The sequence below is a fragment of the Kitasatospora sp. NPDC101235 genome, assembly GCF_044767505.1.
Taxonomy (GTDB): Bacteria; Actinomycetota; Actinomycetes; order Streptomycetales; family Streptomycetaceae; genus Kitasatospora.
In genome coordinates, this window is sequence record NZ_JBIWNZ010000033.1 from 70597 (window position 1) to 96629 (window position 26033).

Genomic DNA, 26033 nt, shown 5'->3' on the forward strand with positions numbered 1-26033 from the left:
GCCTGCTTTGGCGAATGAGCCGCTGAGTTGGCGAGCCGAGCAAAGCGGGCCGCCGGTGCTCAACCAGGGCTCGGCTTCCCACTTCGCCCGGCTCCGACGACCTCTTCGCCGAGATCGGCGATCCGTCATGATGGCCGAGGACGTGCAGGAGCCCGTGCCCTGGCCCGGATGCCCCACGGCGTCTCGCGGCGGACGGCTGGACAAGGCACACAGCATGTTGACCGGCAAAGGATCGAGAGAGGCATGGGAACCCGGTGGCGACAAGCAAGCTGCGGCTCTTCGCGGACTACTTCCAGCTCCACGTGATGGACGAGGACGCCGAAGATGATCTGGGCGATGCCTGGACCGACGAAGCGGTGTCGGACGGCCTCGCGGTCTCGGAGCAGACGCTCGGCATCGGCACCCAGGCCAACATGTACGTCGATGTGACGGTCGAGGTTCTGGACCGCCAGCCGGGCGACGCCGGCGATGCCTTCGATCATGTGGTCGAGGCAAGCGTCGAGGTGCCCTCCGGTCGCATCGCGATCCTGGGATGCACCGACTATCTACCGGATGCCGCGCGGTTCGAGGTCCCCAAGGGCTTCGCGCGCGTCCGCGCGTCGCGCGCGAACTTGGCCAATGTCCGCCAGCCAGGCGAAGAGGGCTCCGATGCGCCAGAAGTCGTCGAGCAGGTTCACCTCCAGGTCTGGCCCGCTCTCCACAGCTCACCGGTCGTGATCAAGCGATGGACGCCCGCTACTGAACCTGAAGCGTGATGTCGGGGCCGTCTGGTGACAGCTGCTGGGCGGGTCCGGCAGCCCTGAGCTGTGAGATACGCGCAGGGCGGGGGGTCGACCGATGCTGAGAGGGCCGCGCGGGAGTGGATCCGGCTGCAGGCCGTGGAACGCTTCGAGGGCGGGGAGAAGAGCCGGGAGATCGCCGCTGCTCTGAGGGTGAGCGAGCGGTCGGTGGTGACATAGCGGCCATTCTGCGATCAGCCGTCGGCGGATCAGTACCGTGCGGAAGCCTGGGTAGGGCGGGAACGGAGCCGGGCCGCGTCCTGTCCCGGTGGCCGACCGTAGGTGCTGCGGTACTCGCGGTTGAACTGGGTCGGGCCCACGTATCCGACGGCACGGGCGACCTGGGCTGCGGTGCTGTCGCCGGGATGCCGATGGCGTCGGCGAGTTCCTTACGGACAGCGCCGGTGGCGCCGTCTGCCAGCAGAGCGAGCAGTGGCCACACCCCGGCGGTGGTGAAGGCTGTACCGCCGACCGGTAGGACGGCGGCCCAGCGGGCGGTCAACGCGTTGCACCGCTACCTGCGCCGGCGCAACGCCGACACCGGCCACCCCCATGTCCTGGCCGCCAAGCGCCGCGAGCGCGCCCGGATCCGCAGTGAGAAGGGCATCCGCTGGGGCGGACGCACCCTCCCCGCAGCGGCGTGAAACGGCGCAGGGGGAGGGGGACCGCCGACCCGGTCACCGGATAGCGTGTCGGCTGGAGGACGGCACAAGCAGGCACGGTACCGCTCCCTGTTCACATGCGCTGGAGGAACTGGTGACGGACTGGCGGCGATTCGAGCTCCTGCAGGGGACCCGGTCCGAGTACCGGGAGATACGCCAGGAGGGGATCCGCTGTTTCCTGCGCTGGGGTGCGTCGGGTACCAGCGGCAAGGCGAGCACCTCGACGCTGAACGACGAACAGCATGCCCGTCGCCACGCCTCCCGCAAGATCAACGATTGGCTCCGGAAGGGCTTCGCCGAGGTCAATCGGCCCGTTGACGAGGCCGAACTCGACCAGCAGACGCCTGTCCTCGACGTGATCAGGGCCGGCTCCCGGCCGCATGCCCCCGCCCCCGACTACCTGCCGGTCGATGGCTTCGACGAGACGTACCACCGCAGCCATGCACCGGATCACCCGAGGGGATTCCACGAGTACTTCGTGCTGCGGGACCAGGGGCGCAGCGCCGTTCGCTTCACCGTGCGAGGACATTGCCATGACCCCGCTGTCGTGTCGTCCTTCCTGGCCTTCCTCGGCGACCGGCGTGACCTGCCTTTCGGGGGTCGATCTCACCACAAGATGCCTCTGTCGAAGCCGGTGGGACCCTTCAGTCACGCCTTGTTCTGCCCGCCGGCGCTCGGGCAGGCCTGTATCGCGTACCCAGCCATCGCGGCTCGCGTCGCGACAGCCTTCCCGATCTTCGACTGCGAGATCGGCGATGCGGATCCGGAAGTCCTCGTCGACGCACGAATCCACGGCCACGGTGCACTGCCCCACAGCGACTGGAGCCGGCAGCCACAACCGGTCGTCGACCTCAGGTTCGACGTCCAGCCGTCCAACTACCGGCGGACGCAGACTTTCAAGGTCTTCAGACCCGCAGATCTCAAGGCGCTCCTGGACGTGCTTCCGACTGCGGCAGCGCAGAGTTGGCTTGAAGCCCGCTCTTTTCGAGGCGAGACCAGGCGTTTCACGCCCGAGACGGCCATATCGTTCGCCGAAATCCCCTCCTTCCTCCACGGCTGAGCCTGCCCGCAGCCTTCTCCGGAAGCGGCATACGACACACTTCTTGCACGCCTCAGCAAAGACGGCGCCAACCCGGTGAGCGAATGCGGTCAGAGCATTGGACGGCGGCAAGGACCTCGGCGACTACCAGGAGATGGGCCTTTTCAACGCCCAGGGCAGCGCGCTCCGCGAACTCCAGCGGCAGGCGGCCGCACTGAGAGCACAGGGCCTGTCGCCGTCCCGCTGGGCCGCCACGGAAGTGCAGCGGGCCTGCGCCGAGATCGTGGCAGCCAAGGCCGCCGCCACCTCCAAGCCGCCCGGCCGGCCGTGACCATCGGCGCGCGGGGGCCGATCCGTGTGCCGCAGACAGGCCGTAGCGGACCCGTGTCGCCCCCGCACACCGTCTGTCGTGGCACCCGCGCAGCGCTCACGGGCCGGTCCCCCTTCCATCGCACCAGGTTTATCGGGCGGGGGACGGCGGGCGATCGAAGAAGGTCTCCAGCGAGACCGTCGCCTGGGTGCCGCTCACCCCGTCGATCGCGTACAACCGCCGTAGCACGTCCTGAAGTTGCTCGGTCGTGGAGGTGCGCACCTTCACCAGGACCGAGGCGCTGCCCGCGATGATGTGGGCCTCCTCGATCTCCGGGATGGCGGCGAAGGCCTCGGCCGAATCCCCCATCCACGCCGAGGACTCGACCATCACGAACGCCAGCACGCCGAGCCCGAGCGCCTTCGGATCGACCTCGACAGTCGTCCGCCGGACGACCCCGCGCTCGCGCAGCTTGCGGACCCGCTCGTGGGTTGCCCCCGCGGACAGTCCGATCGCCTTGCCCAGGGCCGCGTACGCCTGCCCGGCGTCCTGCTGCAACAGCGCGACCAGCGTGCGGTCGATCTCGTCGAGGTTCTCCGATGCCATGGTGCAACCATATCCGCTTCTGCCATACTCGGGCTTCACCGAACGAAATTCAGCAACAAGCGCCAAGAGGTGAACAGTGTCTGACGATATTCTCTTCGGCCTATACGAGATCCTGGACGATCGCTTCCGCGCCGGGAAGTGCGCCAACGGCGACGTCCGGCTGGAGAAGCTGTACGGGGACTGCCGGTGGGCAGAGGGTCCGCTCTACCTGCCCGCCTGGCGTCAGCTGATCTGGAGCGACATCCCCAACGACCGAATGCTGCGCTGGGACGAGGCCACCGGCACGGTCGGCGTCTTCCGCTCCCCCGCCGGTCACAGCAACGGCAACACACTGGACCGCGAGGGCCACCTCATCAGCTGCGAGCAGGGCAACCGGCGGGTGACCCGCACCGAGCACGACGGCTCGATCACCGTGCTGGCCGACCGGTATCAGGGCAAGCGGCTCAACTCCCCCAACGACGCGGTGGTGCGCTCCGACGGCTCGATCTGGTTCTCCGACCCCGACTTCGGCATCACCAGCGACTACGAGGGCCACCGCGCCGCGAGCGAGATCGGCGCGTGCAACGTCTACCGCATCGACCCGGGCAGCGGCGAGGTCCGGCTCGTCGCGGACGGCTTCACCGGCCCCAACGGGCTCGTGTTCTCGCTCGACGAGCGGCAGTTGTTCGTGTCGGACAGCCGGGCGCGGCACATCCGCGTCTTCGACGTGCGCGATGACGGCACCCTCTCGGACGGCAAGGTCTTCGCGGAGGCGCCCGACAGCAGCTTCGACAACATCCGCTTCGACGACGGAGGGCGCCTGTGGGCGGCGGCCTTCGGCGACGGCGTGCACTGCTACGACCCGGACGGCACGCTGATCGGCCGGCTCCTCGTCCCCGAGCCCGTCTCCAACCTCACCTTCGGCGGGCCGAAGAACAACCGCCTCTTCATCACCGCGACGACCTCGGTGTACTCCCTGGTCATGGCGGTGACGGGCACCTATCGGGTCGCCTCGGGGCGCCCTTGACCGGGCGGGCACGAGCGCGCTGTCGCTGCTGGGCAGTGAACCCGCCCCCTGCGCGTATCGCACCCCCCGCACCCCGATGTCATACCGCTGGTACCAAGGTTCGTCAGCACCCGCGACACGGCGAGTTCGACCTGAGTGGCAACGGGTCTCGTGACCTGTGGTGTCGTCGGGGCTGGTGACCGCACAGCCCGGGCCCGCGGGGTCGGAGTGCCCGTGATCCGCCGCCTGCCCTCGTCGCTGGGCCGTGTATCGACAGTGGATCAGTAGGGTCGGGCCGTGACGGGTGTCGCGCCGGGGCTGGGGAGGTTGCCATGTTGTTCGGGTCGCGGACCGGATTCGGTTTGGAGTTCCAGGTCGAACAGGACCCGGGGCTGCTGTGCGTCGACGTCTTCGTCGGCGGGCTCCATGTGAACACGTGGGACAACGCGTTCTACCCGCCACTGCTGGTCAAGAAGCTCAAGGACGAGATCAGTCGCTTCCGCACACCGACCGCGCCGCCGGTGGGGTTCACCTCGCCGTCCGCGTCCTTTCGCATGGCCGAGAGCCGGATGTACGACGGCGCCAGTACCGGGGCCGTACCTGGGGCCGAGGCGGCACTCGCACGGTGTGTGTTCCTGGAGTGGGGGGAGTGCACCGACGAGGTGACAGCGTTCGCGTTCCCCGATGGGGACCGGGTGCACCTCGCCTGTCGGGTACGTGATGGAGGCGGTGCCGCCTGGGGCACCGAGGCCCGGCATGAGCCGACGGTGGTGTCGGTGAGCCGGGCGGTTCTCGTCGAGACGCTGGAGCGCGGCCTCGTCATCGCCGAACGCGAGTGGTCCGCCCGGCTCGCCGCCATCGAGGGCCGCAGGCAGTAGTCGCTCTCCGGGCCGCCTGCCAGGATTCTGCGGGAGCCTTCGGGCAGGAGGTGCCGCATGCCCAGACCCGTGAACCCGGACCGTCGGCGCGAAGTCGTCGACGCCGTCATCGACCAGCTGACCGACCGCAGCCGTCCCCGGCGCGGACCCGGCGCGCGCTCGCCGCCCGCCGCGCGCGTGAGCGCCACGATCGGGTGATGTCTCGGCCCGTCGGTTCGCATTCGGAGTGTTGCGGCCGGATGGGGGACGGGGGTCACTACTTTGAGGCCCCAGGTCCTGCGGCCGTGTCACCGACAGGCACGCCCGTGAGGAGCCGGACCGGTGCACGGTCGGCCGTTCGCGGAATCGGCAAAGCACCGTTCCCGTCATGACGTGACGTCACCGACAGTGCCGGGCCCGCGCCCCGGTCCTCGTACGAGGGAGAATCCGTGATCTCGAAGACCAAGAGGGCCATCTGTTCCATGGCCATGGCGCTCGCCGCAGCCGCCACGTTCACCGTCGGCCCGCCGAGCAGCGACGCCTTCGCCATCGACCACGTCCAGTGTGACGGGGGCCGCAATGACTTCCTGAAGATCTGGTCGCACCTCGACGGCCGTGACAGCGTCGACTGCTACGCGAACGGGGGGAGGACCGACTTCGGGGGGTGGTGGGTCGACCGGATCTCCACGGGCAACAATGACCTGACCTACTTCGACGTGAACGGTGACTCCGTGAGGATCACGCGCTGGACCGACATCACCTTCCCGAACCGCCCGCCGAGGGTCGCCGCCATCCAGATCGGGTGACACGGCGGCATCCGGTCGCTGCACGTGCCGATGCCGGGCACGCCCCTGCGGGCATGCCCCGCATCGGCACGTGCGGCTGGTCGGCCACGTCACGGCCGACCGGAGCGCGTTGTCTTCGGTGCTGGGGCCTTGGCCGGGCGCGGCGCCGGACGCGAAGGTCACCGGGTCAGCCCCAGAACTCCCGCAGGGCGGCGTTGACGACGGCGGGCTCCTGGGTGTGCGGGTAGTACCCGGGCACCCGCAGGAGGCGGCCCCCGAGGGAGTCCGTGAGGGACTCGGCCACGGCCATGAGGGGGAGCCCCACGTGCTCGCGGTACGCGGCCGGCGCGCGCTCCCAGGTTCCGCAGATCACCAGAATCGGCAGGGCGGCGCCCCGGATCACCTCCAGCGGGATCTCCGCCTCCCAGACGGGCCGCTCTTCCATGGAGGTGGCAACGGCACGGAGCCGGCGCGACGTGGGCTCGGGCATGGCCATCCCCAACCCCTCGGTGGACGCACGCAGATACTGCTCCGGCGTGACGCCGTCCGGGATGCCCGGGGCGCCGTCGCGTACCCGGTCGAGGAGGCCGGCGACGACTGGATGGTGCGCGGCGGCGGTGAAGGCGGAGGGCTGGACGAGGGCAAGGGAGCGGACGAGGTCGGGTCGGCGCGCGGCGGCGATGAGCGCGGCGACAGCGCCGTTCCCGTGTCCCACGAGGTGGGCGCCGCCGAACCTCACGGCGGAGGCCTCGTCGCCGAGAACCTCCATGATGTCCTCGGCGTCGACGTCGAAGTCGCTGCGCGCGGTGTCCGGGCTGTCGCCGTAACCCTGGCGATCCATCAGGAGGAGCCGCCGGCTGTCCGCGAGGGGCCGCTGCCCGGCAAACCCGTAGGTGGAGTCGCTGCCCCAGGTGAAGATGTTGTGGACGAAGAGGGCGGGGGCAGCTGTTGGAGCCCGGCCTCCTCCGGCCCGATCGCGGTCATCCCACGCGGTCACGTGCACGGCCATGGGTCACCCTCCCGAAGCTGAGGAACACCAACTCCCATGAGGCTAGCGACTCCTGTACAAGAGGAGCACCGTCATCCGCCGGCGATGACTGCGCACCGCACTCTGTTGAGAGTAAGGGCAGACGATGCGCCCCAGGGGATGGCCTGTCCGATGCGTCAGAACGCGTACGTGGCAGTCGGGCCCGCGCAGCCTCACATCCGGGATCTCAGCACGTCGACCTCACAGCCCGGTGCGAAGGGGTCGAAGCCGTGCTCGACCAGCCAGCGAACCACCAGCAGGCTGCGCAACGACCACCACGCGTGGATCACGTCGAGGTCGACGTCGGTGCCGTAGCCGGCGATGACGTCGTCGAGGTGCTCCTCGTGTCCGAGCGTGAAGGTGGCGAGGTCGTACAGGGCATCACCCTGGCCCGCCTCGGACCAGTCGATGATGCCCGTGACCTCGTCGCCGTCGACGAAGACGTGCGCGATCTGCAGGTCGCCGTGCGTGAACGCCGGAGTCCACGGCCGCAGTGCGGCCTCGGCGACCTGGCGGTTGCGGGTGACCAGGTCGACGGGCAGGACACCGTTCGTCACGAGCAACTCGCACTCGTCGTCGAGTTCCGCCGCCAGCGCGGCGATGCTCCGCCCGGCCCGTCCCGGCCAGGACGGCAGCGGCGCGTCGTGCAGCGTCCGGATGGCCGCACCCGCCGCGGCCCACGCCGCCGGCGACCCGGTCGACGGCCCACCGAGGCGCCCAAGCGTCGTCCCCGGAAGTGCAGCCATCGCGAGCACGGGCGGCTTGCGCCACAGGACCTCCGCGGTCGGGACCGGCGCCAGGGACATCGCCTCGACCTCGACGTCGATGCGCGCCTGATCGGCGTCCACCTTCAGGAACACGTCGCCGACGCGCAGAGTCGCACGCTCGGAATGGGCGACGACGACTTCGACCTCATCCATGGGCGACCAGTATCCCGGGGATGACCGCCGACGTCGCCGGGTTTGTCGCGTGCTCGACCTCGGTGGAGACCGCCGGCGCCCAGAGCGCCCGGGCCGCCGGGGGCGGCCACTATGCTCTGCGGGTGAGCGCTGGAACCGTGAAGAGCCTGAGCCGAGGGCTGGACGGGCTGCTCGCGGTCGCGGCCCCTGACCAGGGGACGACCTCGACGGAGATCGCCGAGCGCCCGCCCAGGCGGAACCGGGGCGCGGCGATGCTGAGCGCTGCGACGACGGCGCCGGAGCCGTTCCGGACGGGGGCGAGAAGTCGACCACGTCATGCTCGAACTCCCGGTCGGCGATGACGATTCCGCCGGCCCGGTCGGCGGCGTTGCGGGCTGCGAGCTCCGGCACGTCGCGCACGTCCAGCGGCCCGCCGCCGACGAACTCCACTCCGCCGAGCAGCTCGGCTCCAGTGCCCGGCCGGTGTCGCGGTCGCCGCACACCACGGTGACGACGCCCGGCGGCAGGATGTCCGCACAGATCTCACCGAGGATCGGCACGGACTACATGTTCGCGGTACCGACCGCGCGCCTCGCCGAGGCACACGCCCCTCATCCGGGCGGCACCTGGCGCTACGAGTTCACCTGGTCCTCTCCCGGATACGACGGGACGCTCGGCGCCTGCCACGGCCTCGAACTCCCCTTCGTGTTCGACACCATCGGCCGCGTGGACTACGGGGTACTCGACGTCCGGCCGGACGACGAGACAGTGCGCGAACTCGCCGAACGCATGCACGCGAGCTGGATCGCCTTCGCCCGGGACGGTGACCCGGGCTGGCCGGGCTTCACACCCGACACCCCCGTCGTGCAGCGGATCGGCACCGACTGGACCACCACGACGACAGCGGACGGGCCGGAGAGGGAGCTCTGGCAAGGCATCCGCTGAACACCCGAAGAAGCCGGAGTACCGGTCCCGGCGGGGGCACCACCCCGCCGGGTTCCCGCCGCCCCCGCGCGAGCGGGGACGGCTCCGGACACCTCCGCCCACGGGAGGCCGTGGAATCCCCGTCGCACGAACGCGCGGTCAGCCAGCACAATGGGCCGAACCGCGGAAACGGACGAGAGGACCCGGACGTCCATGCTGAACCCGCTCGCCGCGCCGGACGCAATGTCAGCCGCGGCGGAGACCCTTGAGGACCTGCTCCAGGACTGCGATCACCAGCCGTTCATCGAGCTGCTCCACGTGGTCCCGGTGGCCGGGACGACACTCGGTCATGACCGGCTGCAGAGTCTCGCTCAGGCCGTCTACGACGCCGGCGGCTGGGGCAGCGGGTACCAGGTGGGAACACCGATACGCCCGTTCCCATCACCCCGGGCCTGGCGGGACATCCTCCGTCGAGAGGTGACCGAGGGGTTCATGCAGCCCGCCCGAAGGTGGCCGGCAGCCGACCTGCGCACACCCGACGAGATCCGGCGGGCCGACGAGGTCGCCGATGGCATCGCCGACCTCGTCGAGGCACACCTGGGTCCCGTCCGAAGCTGCGGCGATGTCGGAGGCCTGCACCCGGGCTACATCTGGTGGTGCAACCTGCTTCTGGTCAGCGACAGTTGGGCCACCGTCCTGCATCTCGGAGTCAGCGACTGACCGGGCACCTCCCTGCCGCCTGCGACCCTCCGGCTTCAGCGGCCCGGCTCGGGTGTTCGTGACCACGGGGGTGTGCGGCCTTCCACGCACCGGGGAGCCGGGAACGGCGGCCGCACCCGCACGGTCCGGCGCGACGGCCGGGCGCGCCGGATCGAGGAATGCGGCGGGGTCGTGCTCGGCCCGGACGCTCGCCCCGTACGGACGATCGGCCTGCTCGTCGACCGCACCGACCACGGCGGGGATCCCGGCACGGGCCGCCGGTCAGCCGCGCGTGTCGATCGCCGCCACCGACGGGATGCTGCAACCACGGTTCGGCTGTTGCCAACGTGGTCGCCCGTCGCCTGGTCGTGCCGCCTCACCGGGCCGGCGGACAAGCCCAGTTCGTCACCACTCCGGTGCCCGCCCAGGACGGCCATCCCCTGGCCGAACTGCTTCCCTGGGTGATGCGGCGGCTGAACCAGCCGCTCACCGTGGAGGACCTGGCCCGGCAAGCGAACATGAGCTCGCGCCACCTGGGCCGCCACTTCCGCTCGGTAACCGGTACCACCCCGCTGCAGTGGCTGCTGACACAGCGGATCCGCCGCGCGCAGGAGCTGCTGGAGACCACGGACGACAGCGTCGACACCATCGCCTCGGCCGCGGGCATGGGCACGGCGACGACACTGCGTCGCCACTTCCACCGCACGATCGGTGTGCCGCCGGACGCCTACCGCCGCTCTTTCCGGGAGTGAGGCCGCGGTCCCCGCCCGACCGGGTCATTCGACGAGGGCGGCCCGGTAGGCGGTGATCACCAGTTGGACACGGTCACGGGCGGCGAGTTTGGTGAGCAGGTGGCCGACGTGGGTCTTGACCGTGCCGGTGCTGACGCCCAGCTGCTCGGCGATCTCGGTGTTGGTGAGCCCGCGGCCGATCAGCGTCAGGACCTCCAGTTCCCGCCCGGTGACGGCGCGCAGGACCCGCTGCCGCTCGCCGCCCTCGGGCACGGCCGCCGGTTCCGTTGGGCGGGCGGCGAAGGCGCGGATCAGCCGGCGGGTGACGCTCGGGGCGAGCAAGGCCTCCCCGGCGGCGACCACCCGGATCGCGGCCAGCAGGTCCTCGGGCGGGGTGGATTTCAGCAGGAAGCCGGAGGCACCGGCGCGCAGCGCCCCGTAGATGTACTCGTCGAGGTCGAAGGTGGTCAGGACGAGGATCCGTACGTTGCTCTCCGCGGTGATCTGCCGGGTGGCCGCCAGGCCGTCGGTGCCCGGCATCCGGATGTCCATCAGCACGACGTCCGGGTGCAGGGTGCGGGCCAGTCGGACGGCCTGGGCGCCGTCGGCGGCCTCGCCGACCACCGTGAAGCCGTCGGCGGCGGCGACGATCCCGGCCAGTCCGGCTCGGACGAGTGCCTGGTCGTCGGCGACCACGACCCGGATCGGCGGGGCACAGGACTGCTCGGGCGCCGTCATGACGCTGCCCCTGCCAGTGGCAGGACGGCCCGGACCCGGAAGCCCCCGCCCGGCAGCGGTCCGGCCTCCAGCCGGCCCTGGTAGAGCCCGACCCGCTCGGCCATTCCCGCCAGGCCGTGCCCGCCACCGGTCCCAACCAACGTGCCGCGCCCGGCGTCGGTCACCTCCAGCACCAGCTGGTCCTCCTCGTACGCCACGTCCACCCGGGCCGAGTCGGTGTGCGCGTGTTTGACCACGTTGGTCAGCGCCTCCTGGACGATCCGAAGCGCCGACAGCTCGACGCCGTCCGGCAGCGGCCGCACCCGGCCGCCCACCCGCAGCTCGACCCGCACCCCGGCCTCCGCACTGCTCGCCACCAGCCGTTCCAGATCGGCCAGCCGGGGCGCGGGCGCCAGCTCCCCGGTCACCGTTCCACGCAGGACGGTGAGCAGACCGCGCATCTCCACCATCGCGTCCCGGCTCACCGTCTGGATCGTGGCCAGCGCCTGCTCGGCCTTCGCCGGGTCCTGCCCGATCACGAAGCGGCCGTAGCCCGCCTGGACGTTGACCACGCTCATGCTGTGCGCGATCACGTCGTGCAGTTCCCGGGCCAGCCGGATCCGCTCCTCGGCGAGCTCGGCCTTGGCCAGGTCCACCTGGCGGCGGCGCACCTCCACGCCGTACGCGCGGTAGCGGGCCGCCGCGCTGCCCAGCGCCCAGGCGGTGACGATCGCCAGCGCGGCGAAGACCAGGTTGTTCCACAGCTCCCGCGAGCCGAACTCGCTCAGCCCGGCGCCCAGCAGTCCGAGCGCCAGCGCGGCCGCGCCGGCCCGCGGCGCTCTGACCGCCGCGATCAGGTAGACGGACATCGCGGCGGCGAGCACCACCTGGAACCCGGCCAGGTTGGCGATGGTCAACTGCCCGGCCACCGCCACGACCACCACCCAGGCGGCGAACACCACCCCTGCCGTGGCCACCGGCGCGAGCCGCCGCAAGCCCGCCGCCGCGCCGACGACGACCACACACGCGAGCACCGTCACCAGCTCGGCCGTGGTCGGCTCGGCGTAGCCCCGGTGGTGCGGATCGAACACCCGGTAGGCGTCCAGCACCCGCAGCCAGGTGATCACGGTCAGGGCCAGTGACACCGCCAGGTCGACCATCATCCAGTGGCCCGGGCGCAGCCTTCTGGTCACCGGCGGGTGCGGGGTATCGGGCATTTCCCCAGGCTAACGGCGGCCCGCCGCCGAGACATCGCCCCACAGGCCTACGACCACGGGCAGAGGCCGGCCCCTGTCGAATGCCGGGATTCCGCCCACGGTGGGAAGCCCGGACCCAGGTGCGGACGGGAGCGTTGGGGCACACCACAAGAAAGGCACGACGATGATCGAGGTACGCGACCTCACCAAACGTTACGGCGGCGCCCTCGCCGTGGACGGACTCACGTTCACCGTCCACCCCGGGCAGGTCACCGGCTTCCTCGGGCCGAACGGCTCGGGCAAGTCCACCACCTTGCGAATGATCCTCGGCCTGGACACCCCGACCAGAGGACAGGCCACCGTCAACGGCCACCCGTACACCTCGCTGCGCCACCCGCTGCGCGAGGTCGGCGCGCTGCTGGACGCGGCGGCCGTCCACCCCGCCCGCTCCGCCCACCACCACCTGCTCGGCCTCGCCGTCACCAACGGCATCGGCCCCCGCCGGGTCCGCGAGGTGCTGGAACTCACCGGTCTGGCGACGGCGGCCCGCCGTCGGGCCGGGCGCTTCTCGCTCGGCATGAAACAGCGCCTGGGCATCGCCGCCGCCCTCCTCGGCGACCCGGCCGTCCTCCTGCTCGACGAACCCGTCAACGGCCTGGACCCGCAAGGCGTCCAGTGGATCCGCACCCTCCTGCGCGACCTCGCCGCCGAAGGACGAACCGTCCTGCTCTCCTCACACCTGATGAGCGAAACGGCCCTCACCGCCGACCACCTCGTGATCATCGGACGCGGACGACTCGTCGCCGACTGCTCGACCGCCGACTTCCTCGCCGAGAACGCCCGCACCGACGTCCTGGTGCGCTGCGCCCGTCCGGCAGAGCTGGCCCGGCTGCTGCGCGCGGCCGGGGCCTCCTTCGTCGGCGAGGAACCCGCAGGAGCGCTGGCCGTCGTCGGCCTGGAGCCGGCCGTCATCGGCGAACTGGCCGCCGACCACGGCATCGGCGTCCACGAACTCACCGTCCGGCACGCCTCGCTGGAACAGGCGTTCATGGACGCCACCGGCGGCTCCGTCGACTACCGCGCCACCTCCACTTCTCCCGGAAAGAGGACCGCATGACCACCGCTCCGACCACCCGAGGCGCCCTGGCCGGGGAATGGGTCAAGCTGCGCAGCGTCCGCGCAACCCCGCTCGCCGCAGCCGTCGCGCTGGCCGCCGCGCTGTTCATCGGCCTGATCGACTACGCCGGCGCGGCCGGCGACTGGGACACCTGGAATGCCGCGCAACGCGAGCGCTTCGACCCCGTCCGCTACGGTTTCTCCGGCGGCTTCTACGTCGCCGTCCTGGCCATCGGCACCCTGGGAACCCTGGCCGCCTCCAGTGAGTACACCACCGGCCAGATCCGCACCACCCTCGCGGCCGTGCCCCGGCGCGGGCAGCTGCTCGCCGCCAAAGCCCTGGTGGTCGGCGGCGTGTCGGCCCTGCTCGGACAGCTGCTCGCCTTCCTGACCTTCCTGCTCGGCCAGCGCGCCCTGACCGCCAAGCACCTCGCGGTCTCGCTCGGCGCCCCGGGCGTGACACGCGCTGTGGTCGGCTGCGGTGTCTTCCTGTCCGTCTTCGCCCTGCTGGGCCTCGCGCTCGGATTCCTCCTGCGCCACACAGCGGGCGCGGTCGCTGCCCTGTTCGGCCTCTTCTTCCTCTCCCCGATGCTGCTGGCACCGCTCGGCGACGAGGTGTCCCGGTTCGGACTGCAGAGTGTCTTCGAAGGCCTCGGCACCACCGTCGCTTCAGCAGGCGCCGACCGCCTCGGCCCGGCCGGCTGCTTCGCCGCCCTGGCCGGCTACCTCGCCGTCGCCTTCACCCTGGCCGCCCTCAGCCTGACCCGTCGGGACGCCTGACACTCGTGTCCTGCGACAGGTGCCTGGCCGTTCGCCAGGTGAGCGGTTCAGGACGCCGGGGCCGCCTCGATGTCTGCAAAGGCCCCGTCGGTGCCGGCCTGTCGGTCCTGCGGAACCGAGGTGCGCAGCCGCCGGATCGCCCGGAGGGTCTCCTCCCGGTGCTTGGCCGACTTCACCCAGGCCGGCAGCCGTTCCACCAGGCTCATCGAGCCGGGGGTCGCGGCACGCTCGCGAAGTCCGGCGCTGATGTAGCCCTGCAGCAGGTCGAGATGGGCGAGGTTGTAGGCCCAGAGCTGCCGTCCGCCGCAGCAGTCCGCGACCAGCCAGAGCGGCAGCTCGAAGTACGGGTCGACAGGCCCCCCGAAGGCTCTGGAGCCCTGGAACTCGTCCTTGGCGTAGCCACAGCCGCACCGCAGCCGTCGGCGGGTGTACTCCCGGCCGCCGATCCAGCGGTGCTCGCACTCGCCCAGCCCTGCGAGAACGAGGGCGCAGCCCGCGCACTGCGGGCAGCGGACGAGTACCTCGTCGGCGAACTCGTACACCGTGAACCCGGGGTCGGTGAAACGGCCCTCCATCATGTCCTCCGCACTGCCGGACGTCTTGCCCGGCGATCATCCCACCAGCCGCAGGGGTGGGAAGCCGAACGTCGTCTTCCGGCCGAATGTCTAGACCTCTGCACCATGGGCTCATCCGATGGGTAGTCAGAAATCAACCCCCGCAGTGAACTTGGAGACCCCCATGGCCATTCGCGTGTCCAGTCGCCCTGTCGTACTGGCGTTATTCCTGTCCCTGGCTGCGGCCGGGTGTGGCAGCGGCTCGGGAGGAGGTTCCGCCTCGGGTGGCAAGCTGACCGTGTGGCTGGCCGTGGACGCCCAGGAGAGTTGGCCACAATTGGTCCAGTCCACTAACGACCGGTTCACCAAGGCCCACCCCAAGGTCCAGGTCGAGGTCCAGTACCAGCAGTGGACGACCAAGAACCAGAAGCTGGATGCCGTTCTCGCCGGGAAGAACGTGCCCGACGTGGTGGAGATGGGCAACAGCGAGACCACCAACTACACCGTCAACGGCGCCTTCGCCCCCCTCGACCCGGCTCGCTTCGACCAGTCGGACGCGTGGCTGCCGGCCCTGGCCGACGCGTGCCGCAACGACGGCAGGACCTACTGCGTGCCCTACTACGTCGGGGCCCGGGTCGGTGTCTACCGCACCGACCTCTTCACGCGCGCGGGCGTCCCCGCAGCCCCGAAGACCTACCCCGAGCTGATCTCGGCGTTCGACCGGTTGACGAACACCTTCGGCCCCGAGGACCAGAACTTCTCCGCCTTCTACATGCCGGGCCGCTACTGGTACGCGGCCATGGCCTTCGTGAAGGACGCGGGCGGCGAGATCGCCGTGAAGGACGGCAGCCGCTGGAAGTCCTCGCTGTCCTCTGCGGCCTCCGTCGCCGGGCTCACCGAGTGGAAGCGGCTGATCGACAACTACTACGTCGGCGACCGCGCCAAGGACAACGGCGACCAGCCGGGCGTCGTCGGCCAGGGCCACGTGGCCGTCTTCTACGGCAACACCTGGGAGGCCGACGCCGCCGCCGACGAGCGCTCCGGCGGGGATGTGAAGCTGAAGGACAAGTTCGCCACCTTCCCCTTCCCCGGCCCGTCCGGGAAGCTCCTGCCGCCGTTCCTCGGAGGCTCCACCCTGGCCGTGCCGGCCAAGTCGTCGCGCAAGGACCTGGCCGCCGACTGGATCAGGATGTTCACCGACCGGGAGTCACAGAAGGCGCTGATCGCCGCGAACACCCTGCCCAACAACACCACCCAGCTGGCCGAGGTCGCCGCCGGCGGCATCAACGGGCCGTCCGCCCGGGCCGCCGCGACCGGAGGCTGGATGACCCCGTTCGCACCCGGCTGGACGTCGGTGGAGAAGTCCAACATCCTGCCCGAGATGCTCGAACGGATCGCCAACGGCAAGGCGTCGGTGCAGGACGCCACCCGGGACGCCGACAAGCGGATCGACGAAGTGATCAATGAGCGCTGACCGGGTCCGGCGGCGCCGGCCGTCCCTGCTGCCGTACCTGCTGATCGGCCCCACCGTCCTCGCGCTCGTCCTCGTGCTCGGCTACCCGCTCGTGGACATGGTCGTGCTCGCCTTCCAGGACATGACCCGCGAGCAGCTGTTCAGCGGCGCGGCGCCGCCCTGGGCGGGGCTGGAGCAGTTCCGGCGGATCCTCGGGGACGGGTTCTTCTGGACGGTGGTGTTCCGTACGGTGCTGTTCACCGCGGTGTGCGTCGCCCTGACGGTGTTCTGCGGGCTGGTCACCGCGCTGCTGATGCACCGCGTCTCCCCGTGGGTGCGCGCCGTCATCGCCGCGGTGCTGGTCACGGTGTGGGCGATGCCGGCCATGGTCGCCGCATCGGTCTTCCGCTGGCTCTTCGACGCCGACTACGGCGTGGTGAACTGGGTGCTCTCCCGGCTGCCCGGGGTCGACCTGGCCAAGCACAACTGGTTCACCGACCCGTGGCAGGGCTTCGCCGTCATCGTCGCGGTCGTCGTGTGGGGATCGCTGCCGTTCGCGGCGATCACCCTGCGGGCAGCGCTGGCGCAGGTCCCGCCGGAGCTGGAGGAGTCCGCGGTGCTCGACGGTGCCCGGCCGTTCCAGGCCTTCCGGCACGTCACCCTTCCCGTGATCAGGCCGGTCCTGCTCATGGTCACCACGCTGACGGCCATCTGGGACTTCGGCGTCTTCAACCAGATCTGGCTCATGCGCGGCGGCCAGCCCGAGCGGGAGTACTACCTGCTCGGCGTCTACTCCTTCATCGAGTCGTTCGCCGTCAACCGGTACAGCACCGGTGCCGCGATCGCGCTCGTGACCGTCGTGCTGCTGCTCGGCGGATCGGTCGTCTATCTGCGCCAGATGCTCAGGACGGGAGAGATCGAATGAGGCGACGGCGGTCGCTGGGCTACGACCTGCTCGGGCTGGTCGTGGCCGCGGTGGTGGGTTTCCCCGTCTACTGGATGGTGCTCACCGCGTTCCGGCCGGCCAGCGAGATCCTGAGCCTGCCACCGCACTTCTGGCCGGGCCGGCCCACGCTCGCCAACTTCACCCGGGCCCTGGGCACGGAGACCTTCTGGGCCAACGTGCGTTCCAGTGTCCTCATCGGCGTCGGTACCGTCCTGGTGTCCCTGGTCGTCGGCACCCTCGCGGCCTTCGCCCTGGCACGCTTCCGCTTCCTGGGCCGCCGGGCCTTCGTGGTGGTGATCCTCATCGTCCAGATGGTCCCGCTCACCGCCCTGATCATCCCGGTGTACCTGCTGCTGAACGACGTCGGGATGACCGACAGCATCGCCGGGGTGATCATCACCTATCTGGTGTTCACTCTGCCGTTCACGGTGTGGATGCTGCGCGGGTTCATCGCCGGCGTGCCGGTGGAACTGGAGGAGGCCGCCATGGTCGACGGCTGCGGCCGCCTCGGCGCGTTCCGCCGGGTGGTCCTCCTGCTGCTCGCGCCCGGCATCGTCGCCACCTCGGTCTTCGCGCTCGTCCAGGCCTGGAACGAGTACGTCCTCGTCTACGTCCTGCTGTCCAGCCCGAAGAAACAGACCGTCAGCATCTGGCTGGTCTCCTTCCAGACCAGCTTCGGGACCGACTACGGCGGTCTCATGGCGGGTGCCACGCTGACCGCCCTGCCCGTCGTGGTCTTCTTCCTCGTCGTCCAGCGCAGGATCGCCTCCGGCCTCGCCGCCGGCGCGGTCAAGGGCTGACCGCGCCGGCGGCGAGAGGCCCCGGCCCGGACGGCGGCACCCCGTGCACGTCCACAGGACGATTCCGTGCACGACCGGGCGCATCCTCCGCCCGCAACGCCGGAAGGCTCTGCCGGCCCCTCCTCCGACCGGCGCACGCCGAAAACGCCCGCGGAGAAGAGCCGAGAACGGCCAGCTGCCGCTCTTCGACTGAAGACCTGCGGCGGCCCGAAAGGGGAGCGACCACAGGACCGTCCGTACGCCCCCCACCCGTCTGGTCACCGCCGCCGCGAGCGTCGTGGTCGCCGCCTTCTCGATCACCGCGTGCAGTGACAGCGGGACCCTGGTGCCGCACCGGCACCACCCGAAGAGCCAGCCACCAGCCCCGACCCGAAAGCAGGCACACCACCATGCGCAGCACGCCCCGCAGAATCGCCCGGTTCCTGGTCGCCTACGCCGGCGCGGTCCTCCAGGTCCTGGTCCTCGGCTGTCCGAACGGCCCGGGCCTGTCGCGGAAGCCGCCGGCACCCGGCGCCTGACGCCGCGTCGCACCGCCCCGACCCCGGCAAGGCTGGCCCGGCCCGGGGTTCGCGGTGCCCACAACGCTACGTGGAGTCTCCATGGCCTTACGAACAGCCGTCACCGCTGAACCGATACCTTCGCACGTGTCCGCGCTCGACTATGTCATCGGCCCGGCCCTCGAGCAGGGCCACGAGGTCACGCTCCACGCCCCACCGATGTTCCGCCGCGAAGCCCGTCGGCGAGGGGCGGAGTTCCACCGGGCAGGAACGGACTGGACCTGCGATCCCACGGTCCAGCGGTCAGCGAGCGAGATCTGGAAGGGGTCGGGGAACGCGTCCTTCAACCGCCACGTCTTCGCGCTGGGCGGGGGCGCCGGCCCGCCGCGTGGTGCGGGCGGTCAGCAGCAGGCGTGCGACGCCGCCACGGTGTGGGCTCCGCGCGCCCCGGCCCCTGTCCCGGCCGCTCCCGCCGCCGCCGCCTCCGCGTCGGCGATGCGGCCGCGCAGCATCGCGTCCATGACCGCCATGTACCGCTGCGTGCGGGGGCCGCCGAGGAGGAAGGGGTTCGCGGCGCCGGGCGGTTGGTGCCGCAGTTGTCCGGCTCGTTCGAGGCCGTGGTCGTTCGGGTGGCTGGAGAGCTCGACCTCCACGTTCGCCCGGCGCATGACGGCCCGGAAGGAGTGGACGGAGGCGAGGTAGGTGCGCAGTTCCGCCACCGTCGAGGGCGGGTTGAGGCCGCCCCACAGCATCGCGCTGTGGTGCCGGCGGCCCGCCCGGACCGGGATGACCGGGGACACGGTGCCGGGCGTGTGGCCCGGGGTGTGGTGCAGCTCGATCGTCGTGCCGCCGAGCGTGAGCTGCGCGCCGTCCGCGATGTCGAGGTCACGGACGGGGGCGTCGGCGGGGCGGGTGCGGGTGAGGAGGTCCCAGTCGGCCGGGGACATGTGCACGCGGGCGCCGTAGCGGTCGGCGAGGGTCTGGGCGCCGCCGAAGTGGTCCGCGTGGCCGTGGGTCACGACGACGTGCCGGATCGCCGCCGGGTCGGCGCCGACCGCCCGCAGCCCGGGGATGATGACGCCCTCGGCATCGGCGGGTGAGGTGAGCGAGTCGATCAGCACGATGCCGTCGTCCGTCAGCACCGCCATCGCCGAGACCCAGCCCGCGCTCAGCAGCACGAGGTTGTCGAACAGCTTGACGGGCTCGGGCGCGGGCAGTGGGGGAGGGCCGGAGCCGGGTGTCAGCGCTGTCACCAGGGCCCGCAGCACGGGGTCGTCGGCGGCGAGGCGGCGGGCGCGGTCGTAGTGCGCGCGGGCGGCGGACGGTGCCTTCACCGAAGCACGGGCGGTGGACGGTGCGTTCGCCGAAGAGGGCGTGGCGGCCGAGGCCGAGCCCGGCAGGGCGGCCGGCGCGGCCCCGGCGGCGAGACCGAGGACGGCGAGCTGGGCGAGACGGCGCCGGGCGAAGTCGGCGTCCGTGGCGGTCCGGCGAGTGGGGCGGATCATCGCGGTCGGGCTCCTGGTCGGTCGGGGAGGGTCAGCCGAGGGTGCTGACGACGGTCTTCGTCGCCTGGGCGATCAGGGCGTCGTCGGAGGTGGCGCCCGCCTTGCCGCGGTCGGACAGGACGACGATCACGATCGGAGGGCGCCCGCCCGAAGGCCACGCCACGGCGACGTCGTTGCGGGTGCCGTAGCCCGCGTTGCCGGTCTTGTCGCCGATCTTCCAGTCGGCGGGCACCCCCGCGCGGACGTACGGGCCGCCGGTCGTGTTGCCGACCAGCCAGTCCGTCAGCAGCCCGCGCCGGTCCTCTGCGAGGGCGTCGCCGAGCACGTAGCGGCGCAGGTCGGCGGCGAGGACGCGCGGCGTGCTGGTGTCACGGGTGTCGCCCGGGGTCGCCTCGTTGAGGGCGGGTTCGGTGCGGTCGACGCTGGTGGTGGAGTCGCCCAGGTCGCGCAGGGACTGCTGGACGGCCGCCGGGCCGCCGAGTTCGGCGGTGACGAGGTTGGCCGCGGTGTTGTCGCTGTACTGGATGGAGGCGGCGGCCAGGTCCCGCAGCTTCATGCCGGTGGTCACGTGCTGCGAGGTGACCGGTGCCCACGTCAGCACGTCCTCCTGGCGGTAGGAGACGACCTTGTCCAGGTCCGCGTCGGACACCTTTTGCAGCAGGGCCCCGGCGGCGAGCGACTTGATCGTGGACGCGAACGCGAACCGCTCGTCGGCCCGGTGGGTGACCTCCCGGCCGCTGCCGGTGTCCACCGCGAACACGCCGAGCCGGGCGCCGAACTGCTGCTCAAGTGCCGCGAAGGAGGCGTCCGCGGAGTCGGTCGCGGGCGCCCGCGCCGCCGTCGCGGCGGGTGCCGGCGCCGTCGAGGCGCTGCTCGCCCGGCCGCACCCGCCGATCAGCGCGGCCACGAGCAGGGCCGCGGCGGGCAGCGCGGTGCGGGGGCGGTGAAGGTCGGGCGTCATCGGTGGTCTCCCGGGTGGTTCGTGCCGTCGCGGCCGTGCCGTCGCGCTCAGCTAAACAGGCCGCCGACTCCCCAGTCCAAGAGTGCAATCGTGAAGTAGGCGATAAGAAAACACCTATGATTGCTGCCCATGGACCTGCTGGGGCACCTCCGCCACTTCCGCGCCGTCGCCGAGGAACGGCACTTCGGCCGCGCCGCCGAGCGCCTGCGGATCGCCCAGCCCTCGCTCTCCCAGCGGATCCAGCGCCTCGAACGCGAACTCGGCGTGACCCTGTTCGACCGCGGTCCGCGCGGCGTCGACCTCACCCCGGCGGGCCGGCTGCTGCTCGCCGAGGCCGAGGAGGCGCTGGACAGCGCCGCCCGCCTCCTCGCCACCGCCGCCGACCTGCGCAGCGGACGGGCCGGCACCCTGCGCGCGGCCGTCCCGCCCGAACTCGGGCCGGCCACCCTGGCCGCGCTGCTCACCGGCTTCGAGACCGCCTCCCCAGGCACCCGGCTCGAACTGCGGGAACTGCCGGTCGCGGCCGTGGTGCGCGAGCTCGCCCAGCACACCGTCGACGTCGCCGTCGTCCGCCACCCCTGCCCGGCCGACGGACTGGCCTTCGGCCCCGTCCTGCACCAGCCGCTCGGCGTCCTGCTCGCCACCCGCAGTCCGTACGCCGACCGCCCGGAGCTCGCGGTGGCCGAACTGACCGGCCTGCGCCTGGTCCTCTTCCCACGCGCCACGGCCCCGGCCCTGTACGACGAGGTGCTCACCACGCTGACCAGGCACGGCTGCACTCCCGAGGCCGTCGTCGACCCGCCGGGACCGGACGTCGCGGGCGCGCTCGTGCTCACCGGCAGCGCCGTCGCCCTGGTGCCGCGCACCACGCCGCCACCAGGTACAGTCTGGCGTCCGCTGACCGGCACCCCGCTGGCCTGGCGGACCTCCACGGCCTGGCCGGCCGGGCGGGGCGGGCCCGCCGTCCGACTGTTCGCGCAGGCTGCCCACGAGGCGCTGACCGGACCCGGCGGCCTGCTGCCCCAGCCGCCCAACCGCCCGCTCTACCCCCGGCCCGCAATGGAGTTCCCGCTGTGACCAGCGACCGCACGAGAGCCGACCGCACGGCTGCCGACCGCCCCCCGCACAGCCGGGCCGCGCGCACCCGCATCGCCGCGGCCTTCGCCGACGCGGGCGTCACCGGCTGGCTGCACGCGCGCGACCTCGACACCGGCGCCGAGATCGGCCTCGGCGCCGACACCGCCGTCAGCACCGCCAGCGTCCACAAGGTCTGCCTGCTCGTGACGCTGTACCGCGAGGCCGCCGCCGGACGGATCGACCTGACCCGGCAGGTCGATGTCGCCGCCGCCGGCCGCACCCCCGGGGGGACCGGCCTCGCCGCCATGCTCGATGCCGCCCGCCTCTCCCTTCGCGACCTCGCCTACCTCACCGTAGCCGTCAGCGACAACACTGCTGCCGACACCCTGTGGGACGAGATCGGCCTCGACACCGTCAACCGCACCATGGCCGACCTCGGCCTGAGCCGCACCGTCGCCGTCCACAAGCTCCGCGACCTCATCGCCGCCCTCGCCGAGGACACCGGTCCGGACTCCCCGGTCGACCCCGCCGTCGTCGCCCGCCTCAGGGTCCTTGACCCCGCCTTCACCAACCACAGCACCCCCCGCGACATGACCACCCTGCTCGCCGCCCTCTGGCACGGCGACGCCTGCCCCGGCGACCACGGCGCCGCCCTGCGGCGCCTCCTCGGCCTCCAGGTCTGGCCGCACCGCCTGGCCTCCGGTTTCCCCTTCGACGACGTCCGTGTCCACGGCAAGACCGGCACCCTCCCCACGCTGCGCCACGAGGTCGGCGTCGTCGAATACCCCGACGGCGGCCGCTACGCCCTCGCCGTCTTCACCCGCGCCGCCGCCACGACCATCACCCTGCCCGCCGCCGACGCCGCCATCGGAACCACCGCCCGCCTCGCCGTCGACGCCCTCCGGGCGCGGGCGGCAACGGGCGGGACGGGCTGACCGGCGCCAAGCCAGGGCGAAACCGTGATGCCGTGACCACCCCGGCATGCCCGCCAAGGCCCCGCCGACACCGCCGCCACCGCGCAGGCCGTGGCGGCCGTGCGCGCGGAACTCGCAGGACGGCGGACTGGCCAAGGCCGAGGCCAAGGACAACCGCGCCGCTTCGCGGCTCCGGCACGGCAAGAGCCAACCCCCCCAGCTGAAGCAGGGGGTCTGCGCCCAAGAATTCAGATCAACTTCCTCGGCCGCTGTGCCTCACCCGTACTCCGGCTCCCGTCACGCGCTCGCTGGGCGACCCGCACACCGCCGAAGAGGACGTCGGCCCGGGAGTCCTGCCTCCTTCGACTCGCGACACCGCGCCGGGCGGCCGGCGGGCGCATGGGGCGAATTCATGTGTGACCCAGATCGCATGTGTCGCGACACATGTGTCATGTAACGTGTCCGATATGAACACTTCGGAGAAGAATCCGACCCTCGTCTTCATCCCCTGCTTCTCCGGCGCTCCCTGGAGCGCCGAGCAGCTCGCCCCCTACGGCGACGCGCCCAAGCGCACGCTGCGCCTGCCCGAGGGCGTCGACGACATCGAGCGCTACGCCGACCACGTCGAAGACGCGATCGCGGACCTGGACGACTTCGTGTTGGTCGGCGACTCGTTCGGCGCGAACATCGCGCTCGCGCTCGCCACCCGCCGCCCGCAGGGCCTGCGCGCCCTGGTCCTGTCCGGCGGATTCGCGGCCAACCCAGTCGACTCCAAGCCGTGGAAGGCCCTGATGCAGGCGATCGGCAAGGCCCGCGGCCCGCTCTACCGGCAGCTGACGCTGCGCGCCCACGCCCACCGCCTCGCCTCCCCGTTCGACGGCGAAGGACAGGTGCCCTGGAGCGAGGCGCGCAGCCGCGAACTGTTCCTCGCCAGCACCCCGGCCGCCTCCTTCGGCGCCCGCCTGCGGGCCGCTCTGACCGCCGACTACGTCGGCGTCCTCGGCCGGGTCCAGGTCCCGACCCTGATCCTGACCCCCTCGCACGACGTGCTGATCGGCGAGGACGCCTCCACGACCATGCGCGCGGGCATCCCCGACGCGCGGGAGGTCGTGCTGCCGCGCACCGGCCACATGTTCCGCTTCTCTCACCCGGTCACCTACGCCGCCGCGGTCAAGGACTTCCTCGCCGCCCTCCCGACCACCCGACAGGACGCCCGTGCGTAAGGCCGAACACCTGCGGTTCGCGATCCTGGCAGCCCAACGCGAAGGCAACCGGCTGCTGATCCAGGCCCTCAAACCCCACGGCATCACCCCGTCGCAGGCCGAGGTGCTGCGCCTGCTCCAGCAGCACGGCACCTTGAGCCTGAACGGGCTCGGACAGCTCCTGGTGTGCGAGAGCGGCACCAACCCCAGCCGGCTGGTCGAACGCGTCGTCGCGGCCGGGTTGGTCGAGCGCCGCACCGACGCCGAAGACCGCCGCTACCTCCACCTCAGCCTCACCCCCGAGGGCGAACGCCTGGCCACCGCGGTCACCGAGATCGAGGAGTCCCTCTACACCTCGATGGACGCCGCCTGCGAGGGCCTGGAGGTCGACGCGATGCTCGCGTTCCTGCACAACTTCATCGACACCCTGCCCTCGGGCAAGGCCCTCAACAAACGCCTCGATCTCGACTGACGCCACGACCCGCAGGCCGCGCGCCAAGCGAAGGAACGACCATGCGATTCGAGAACACTCTGACGATCGACGCGCCTGCCGGCGAGGTCTTCGCCTACCTCGCACGGCCCGAGAACCTCCCGCGCTGGAACTACGCGCTCGACCGCACCGAGCAGACCTCCCCGGGACCGATCGGGGTCGGAACGACCTACCGCCAGACCCGCACGCTCCCGCGCCCGGCCGAGGAGCACTTCCGCATCACCGAGTACGACCCCCCGAACCTGCTGACCATCGACGGCGACTTCGGCCCGTTCACCGGAACCGCCACCTACCGGCTGACCCCGCTCGAACAGCACACCACCCACCTGGTCAACACCCTCCACCTCACCGCCACCGGAGCCCTCAAGCCCATCGCCGCGATCGCCGGCCCCCGGGTCAAACACGCAGTCGCGAAGAACCTCGACGCCCTGAAGAACATCCTCGAAACCCGCTGAACCCCCCGCCCCGCCACCGGGGCGACCACCAGCGGCCCGCACAGCGGGACCTACGCCGCCCTGCTCGGCTCGTCCTCGCCGACCAACGGCGACTCCTCGATCGCGCAGACCTTCACCGCACCGACCGGCAGCGGCACGCTCTACGGCGGGCGGCTCGTCCACGCGCCCCGTCTTCCCGCTTCGGCGTGGGAAGACGGGGTTCTCTGTTGTCCTTCAACTTTCTTAACTGATTTGGTTTTAGGCATTCGTTATGTGTAAGCCCTTCACTCCGACCCGTCGAGCCGCGAAGCTTCGGTCTGATTCCGCCGGGACCGCGCGATCTCGCGATCCGCCACATGGGGAGGACCCACCATCGTGCCCACCAGGCAACGCCGACGGCTGCTGCTGCCCGCCGTCACGCTCACCGCGCTCGGACTGACCACCACCCAGGCCCTCGCCGCGCCGTCCGAGACGCCCAAGCCTCGCCCGCACCAGGCCCAGCACCAGACCGAGATCGGCCAGAAGCACGCGAAGAAGGTCCAGGGCACGGCCGCGGCCGGACCGGCGTTCACCGCCAAGGCGTCGTCCGCCGCCCCCGGCGAGGACGAGGGCGACGAGGCGGAGAACTCCGCCGAGGGCACCGCGCAGTACACCGAGGCCCGCACCGCCCCCGGCGTGGTCGCCCCCGGCGCCTACGGCGCGGCCTGGTCGCAGCTGCAGTCGATGCCGCGCACCGGCGGCACCTGGGACCACGTCACCGACAAGCCGTACAACTCGGACGACCCGCGCTACCGGGACGTCAACTCCAACTCCAGCGGCGGCTCCGGCTACGTGACCGGCCGGATCACCGGCCTCGCCGCCGACAACGACGGCTACGTGTACGCGGGCGGCGCCAACGGTGGCGTCTTCCGCTCCCGCACCGGCGGCGGTCAGTGGCAGTCCATCTCGGACAAGCTCCCGTCCCTCTCGACGGGCACCCTGAACCTCGACGGCGGCGGCCGGCTCTGGTACGCCACCGGTGAGTCCAACACCGGCGCGACCTCGTACGTCGGCACCGGCGTGTACGTGCTCGCGGACCCGAAGCGCGG

The 26033-nt window shown here is 71.5% G+C and carries 29 protein-coding genes and 3 pseudogenes; 24 read left to right on the forward strand and 8 right to left on the reverse strand.

The annotated features are described in order from the left end of the window. The first annotated feature begins 254 nt into the window (after positions 1-254). From ACIRRH_RS36875 to ACIRRH_RS36895, 5 genes and pseudogenes are all read left to right on the forward strand, one after another. Positions 255-755 (forward strand): hypothetical protein, encoded by a 501-nt coding sequence (locus ACIRRH_RS36875; protein ID WP_403076370.1) that lies wholly within the window; start codon positions 255-257, stop codon positions 753-755. A gap of 51 nt (positions 756-806) precedes the next feature. Next, a complete protein-coding gene (locus tag ACIRRH_RS36880; RefSeq protein WP_403076373.1) occupies positions 807-959 on the forward strand; it encodes a helix-turn-helix domain-containing protein in 153 nt (50 codons plus the stop codon). A gap of 323 nt (positions 960-1282) precedes the next feature. Beyond that, positions 1283-1423 (forward strand): annotated as a pseudogene (locus ACIRRH_RS36885) (IS630 family transposase); the annotation flags it as partial. Positions 1424-1535: 112 nt separating this feature from the next. Beyond that, positions 1536-2501, forward strand: a complete 966-nt coding sequence (locus ACIRRH_RS36890) for a WGR domain-containing protein (protein WP_403076376.1) — start codon at positions 1536-1538, stop codon at positions 2499-2501. A gap of 97 nt (positions 2502-2598) precedes the next feature. Continuing rightward, on the forward strand, positions 2599-2811 hold the full coding sequence (locus ACIRRH_RS36895) for a hypothetical protein (protein ID WP_403076378.1): 213 nt from the start codon (positions 2599-2601) through the stop codon (positions 2809-2811). 129 nt (positions 2812-2940) lie between these two features. On the opposite strand, the gene ACIRRH_RS36900 is transcribed toward ACIRRH_RS36895, so the two are convergent. Next, the gene (locus ACIRRH_RS36900) at positions 2941-3396 is read right to left on the reverse strand and encodes an Lrp/AsnC family transcriptional regulator (RefSeq protein ID WP_403076381.1); all 456 of its coding nucleotides are present in this window, start codon (positions 3394-3396) and stop codon (positions 2941-2943) included. 76 nt (positions 3397-3472) lie between these two features. Between ACIRRH_RS36900 and ACIRRH_RS36905 the strand changes: the two genes are divergently transcribed. The 4 genes from ACIRRH_RS36905 (at position 3473) to ACIRRH_RS36920 (ending at position 6044) form a co-directional block, all read left to right on the forward strand. After that, the gene (locus ACIRRH_RS36905; protein WP_403076384.1) at positions 3473-4402 is read left to right on the forward strand and encodes an SMP-30/gluconolactonase/LRE family protein; all 930 of its coding nucleotides are present in this window, start codon (positions 3473-3475) and stop codon (positions 4400-4402) included. A gap of 311 nt (positions 4403-4713) precedes the next feature. Continuing rightward, positions 4714-5259, forward strand: coding sequence for a hypothetical protein (locus ACIRRH_RS36910; protein WP_403076385.1), 546 nt, complete (start codon positions 4714-4716; stop codon positions 5257-5259). Positions 5260-5316: 57 nt separating this feature from the next. Continuing rightward, the gene (locus ACIRRH_RS36915; protein ID WP_403076387.1) at positions 5317-5457 is read left to right on the forward strand and encodes a hypothetical protein; all 141 of its coding nucleotides are present in this window, start codon (positions 5317-5319) and stop codon (positions 5455-5457) included. Positions 5458-5687: 230 nt separating this feature from the next. Beyond that, on the forward strand, positions 5688-6044 hold the full coding sequence (locus ACIRRH_RS36920) for a beta/gamma crystallin domain-containing protein (protein ID WP_403076390.1): 357 nt from the start codon (positions 5688-5690) through the stop codon (positions 6042-6044). Positions 6045-6210: 166 nt separating this feature from the next. Here the strand turns inward: ACIRRH_RS36920 and ACIRRH_RS36925 are convergent, their stop codons facing one another. Both ACIRRH_RS36925 and ACIRRH_RS36930 read right to left on the reverse strand, forming a co-directional pair. After that, complete coding sequence (locus ACIRRH_RS36925; RefSeq protein WP_403076392.1) at positions 6211-7032, reverse strand: alpha/beta fold hydrolase; 822 nt, start codon at positions 7030-7032, stop codon at positions 6211-6213. 191 nt (positions 7033-7223) lie between these two features. Next, positions 7224-7970, reverse strand: a complete 747-nt coding sequence (locus ACIRRH_RS36930; RefSeq protein ID WP_403076395.1) for a phosphotransferase family protein — start codon at positions 7968-7970, stop codon at positions 7224-7226. A 315-nt stretch (positions 7971-8285) separates the two neighbouring features. Here ACIRRH_RS36930 and ACIRRH_RS36935 point away from each other — a divergent pair, with 315 nt between their 5' ends. The 3 genes and pseudogenes from ACIRRH_RS36935 to ACIRRH_RS36945 all read left to right on the forward strand — a co-directional run. Continuing rightward, positions 8286-8894, forward strand: coding sequence for a carboxylesterase family protein (locus ACIRRH_RS36935; RefSeq protein ID WP_403076397.1), 609 nt, complete (start codon positions 8286-8288; stop codon positions 8892-8894). Positions 8895-9086: 192 nt separating this feature from the next. Continuing rightward, the gene (locus ACIRRH_RS36940) at positions 9087-9593 is read left to right on the forward strand and encodes a hypothetical protein (RefSeq protein ID WP_403076399.1); all 507 of its coding nucleotides are present in this window, start codon (positions 9087-9089) and stop codon (positions 9591-9593) included. A 302-nt stretch (positions 9594-9895) separates the two neighbouring features. Continuing rightward, a pseudogene (locus tag ACIRRH_RS36945) lies at positions 9896-10324 on the forward strand (helix-turn-helix domain-containing protein); the annotation flags it as partial. A gap of 24 nt (positions 10325-10348) precedes the next feature. Here the strand turns inward: ACIRRH_RS36945 and ACIRRH_RS36950 are convergent. Then, the gene (locus tag ACIRRH_RS36950) at positions 10349-11041 is read right to left on the reverse strand and encodes a response regulator (protein WP_403076402.1); all 693 of its coding nucleotides are present in this window, start codon (positions 11039-11041) and stop codon (positions 10349-10351) included. Continuing rightward, on the reverse strand, positions 11038-12237 hold the full coding sequence (locus ACIRRH_RS36955; RefSeq protein WP_403076405.1) for a sensor histidine kinase: 1200 nt from the start codon (positions 12235-12237) through the stop codon (positions 11038-11040). The genes ACIRRH_RS36950 and ACIRRH_RS36955 overlap by 4 nt, the downstream gene beginning before the upstream one ends. Before the next feature lie 163 nt (positions 12238-12400). On the opposite strand from ACIRRH_RS36955, the gene ACIRRH_RS36960 reads away from it, so the two are divergent. Further along, positions 12401-13333 (forward strand): ATP-binding cassette domain-containing protein, encoded by a 933-nt coding sequence (locus tag ACIRRH_RS36960; RefSeq protein ID WP_403076407.1) that lies wholly within the window; start codon positions 12401-12403, stop codon positions 13331-13333. After that, the gene (locus tag ACIRRH_RS36965; protein WP_403076410.1) at positions 13330-14112 is read left to right on the forward strand and encodes an ABC transporter permease; all 783 of its coding nucleotides are present in this window, start codon (positions 13330-13332) and stop codon (positions 14110-14112) included. The genes ACIRRH_RS36960 and ACIRRH_RS36965 overlap by 4 nt, the downstream gene beginning before the upstream one ends. A gap of 47 nt (positions 14113-14159) precedes the next feature. On the opposite strand, the gene ACIRRH_RS36970 is transcribed toward ACIRRH_RS36965, so the two are convergent. After that, on the reverse strand, positions 14160-14687 hold the full coding sequence (locus ACIRRH_RS36970) for a hypothetical protein (protein WP_403076412.1): 528 nt from the start codon (positions 14685-14687) through the stop codon (positions 14160-14162). 163 nt (positions 14688-14850) lie between these two features. Between ACIRRH_RS36970 and ACIRRH_RS36975 the strand changes: the two genes are divergently transcribed. The 4 genes from ACIRRH_RS36975 to ACIRRH_RS36990 all read left to right on the forward strand — a co-directional run bounded on the left by ACIRRH_RS36975 (position 14851) and on the right by ACIRRH_RS36990 (position 18383). Next, on the forward strand, positions 14851-16140 hold the full coding sequence (locus ACIRRH_RS36975; RefSeq protein WP_403076415.1) for an extracellular solute-binding protein: 1290 nt from the start codon (positions 14851-14853) through the stop codon (positions 16138-16140). Continuing rightward, positions 16130-17044, forward strand: coding sequence for a carbohydrate ABC transporter permease (locus tag ACIRRH_RS36980; protein WP_403076417.1), 915 nt, complete (start codon positions 16130-16132; stop codon positions 17042-17044). Before ACIRRH_RS36975 ends, ACIRRH_RS36980 begins: the two co-directional genes overlap by 11 nt. Then, positions 17041-17865 (forward strand): carbohydrate ABC transporter permease, encoded by an 825-nt coding sequence (locus tag ACIRRH_RS36985; RefSeq protein WP_403076420.1) that lies wholly within the window; start codon positions 17041-17043, stop codon positions 17863-17865. The genes ACIRRH_RS36980 and ACIRRH_RS36985 overlap by 4 nt, the downstream gene beginning before the upstream one ends. 389 nt (positions 17866-18254) lie before the next feature. Further along, entirely contained in the window at positions 18255-18383 is a 129-nt protein-coding gene (locus ACIRRH_RS36990; RefSeq protein WP_403076422.1) for a hypothetical protein, read from the forward strand. Positions 18384-18763: 380 nt separating this feature from the next. On the opposite strand, the gene ACIRRH_RS36995 is transcribed toward ACIRRH_RS36990, so the two are convergent. After that, entirely contained in the window at positions 18764-19867 is a 1104-nt protein-coding gene (locus ACIRRH_RS36995) for an MBL fold metallo-hydrolase (RefSeq protein ID WP_403076424.1), read from the reverse strand. 31 nt (positions 19868-19898) lie between these two features. After that, complete coding sequence (gene bla, locus ACIRRH_RS37000) at positions 19899-20828, reverse strand: class A beta-lactamase (protein ID WP_403076427.1); 930 nt, start codon at positions 20826-20828, stop codon at positions 19899-19901. A 129-nt stretch (positions 20829-20957) separates the two neighbouring features. On the opposite strand from bla, the gene ACIRRH_RS37005 reads away from it, so the two are divergent. From ACIRRH_RS37005 to ACIRRH_RS37030, 6 genes and pseudogenes are all read left to right on the forward strand, one after another. Then, on the forward strand, positions 20958-21905 hold the full coding sequence (locus tag ACIRRH_RS37005) for a LysR family transcriptional regulator (protein ID WP_403076430.1): 948 nt from the start codon (positions 20958-20960) through the stop codon (positions 21903-21905). 71 nt (positions 21906-21976) lie between these two features. Continuing rightward, a complete protein-coding gene (locus tag ACIRRH_RS37010; protein WP_403076440.1) occupies positions 21977-22840 on the forward strand; it encodes a serine hydrolase in 864 nt (287 codons plus the stop codon). Between the two features lie 446 nt (positions 22841-23286). Further along, the gene (locus ACIRRH_RS37015) at positions 23287-24042 is read left to right on the forward strand and encodes an alpha/beta fold hydrolase (protein ID WP_403076432.1); all 756 of its coding nucleotides are present in this window, start codon (positions 23287-23289) and stop codon (positions 24040-24042) included. Further along, a complete protein-coding gene (locus ACIRRH_RS37020) occupies positions 24035-24493 on the forward strand; it encodes a MarR family winged helix-turn-helix transcriptional regulator (protein WP_380769896.1) in 459 nt (152 codons plus the stop codon). The genes ACIRRH_RS37015 and ACIRRH_RS37020 overlap by 8 nt, the downstream gene beginning before the upstream one ends. Positions 24494-24534: 41 nt before the next feature. Beyond that, positions 24535-24966, forward strand: a complete 432-nt coding sequence (locus ACIRRH_RS37025) for an SRPBCC family protein (RefSeq protein ID WP_403076434.1) — start codon at positions 24535-24537, stop codon at positions 24964-24966. Between the two features lie 354 nt (positions 24967-25320). Beyond that, a pseudogene (locus ACIRRH_RS37030) lies at positions 25321-26033 on the forward strand (glycosyl hydrolase); the annotation flags it as partial.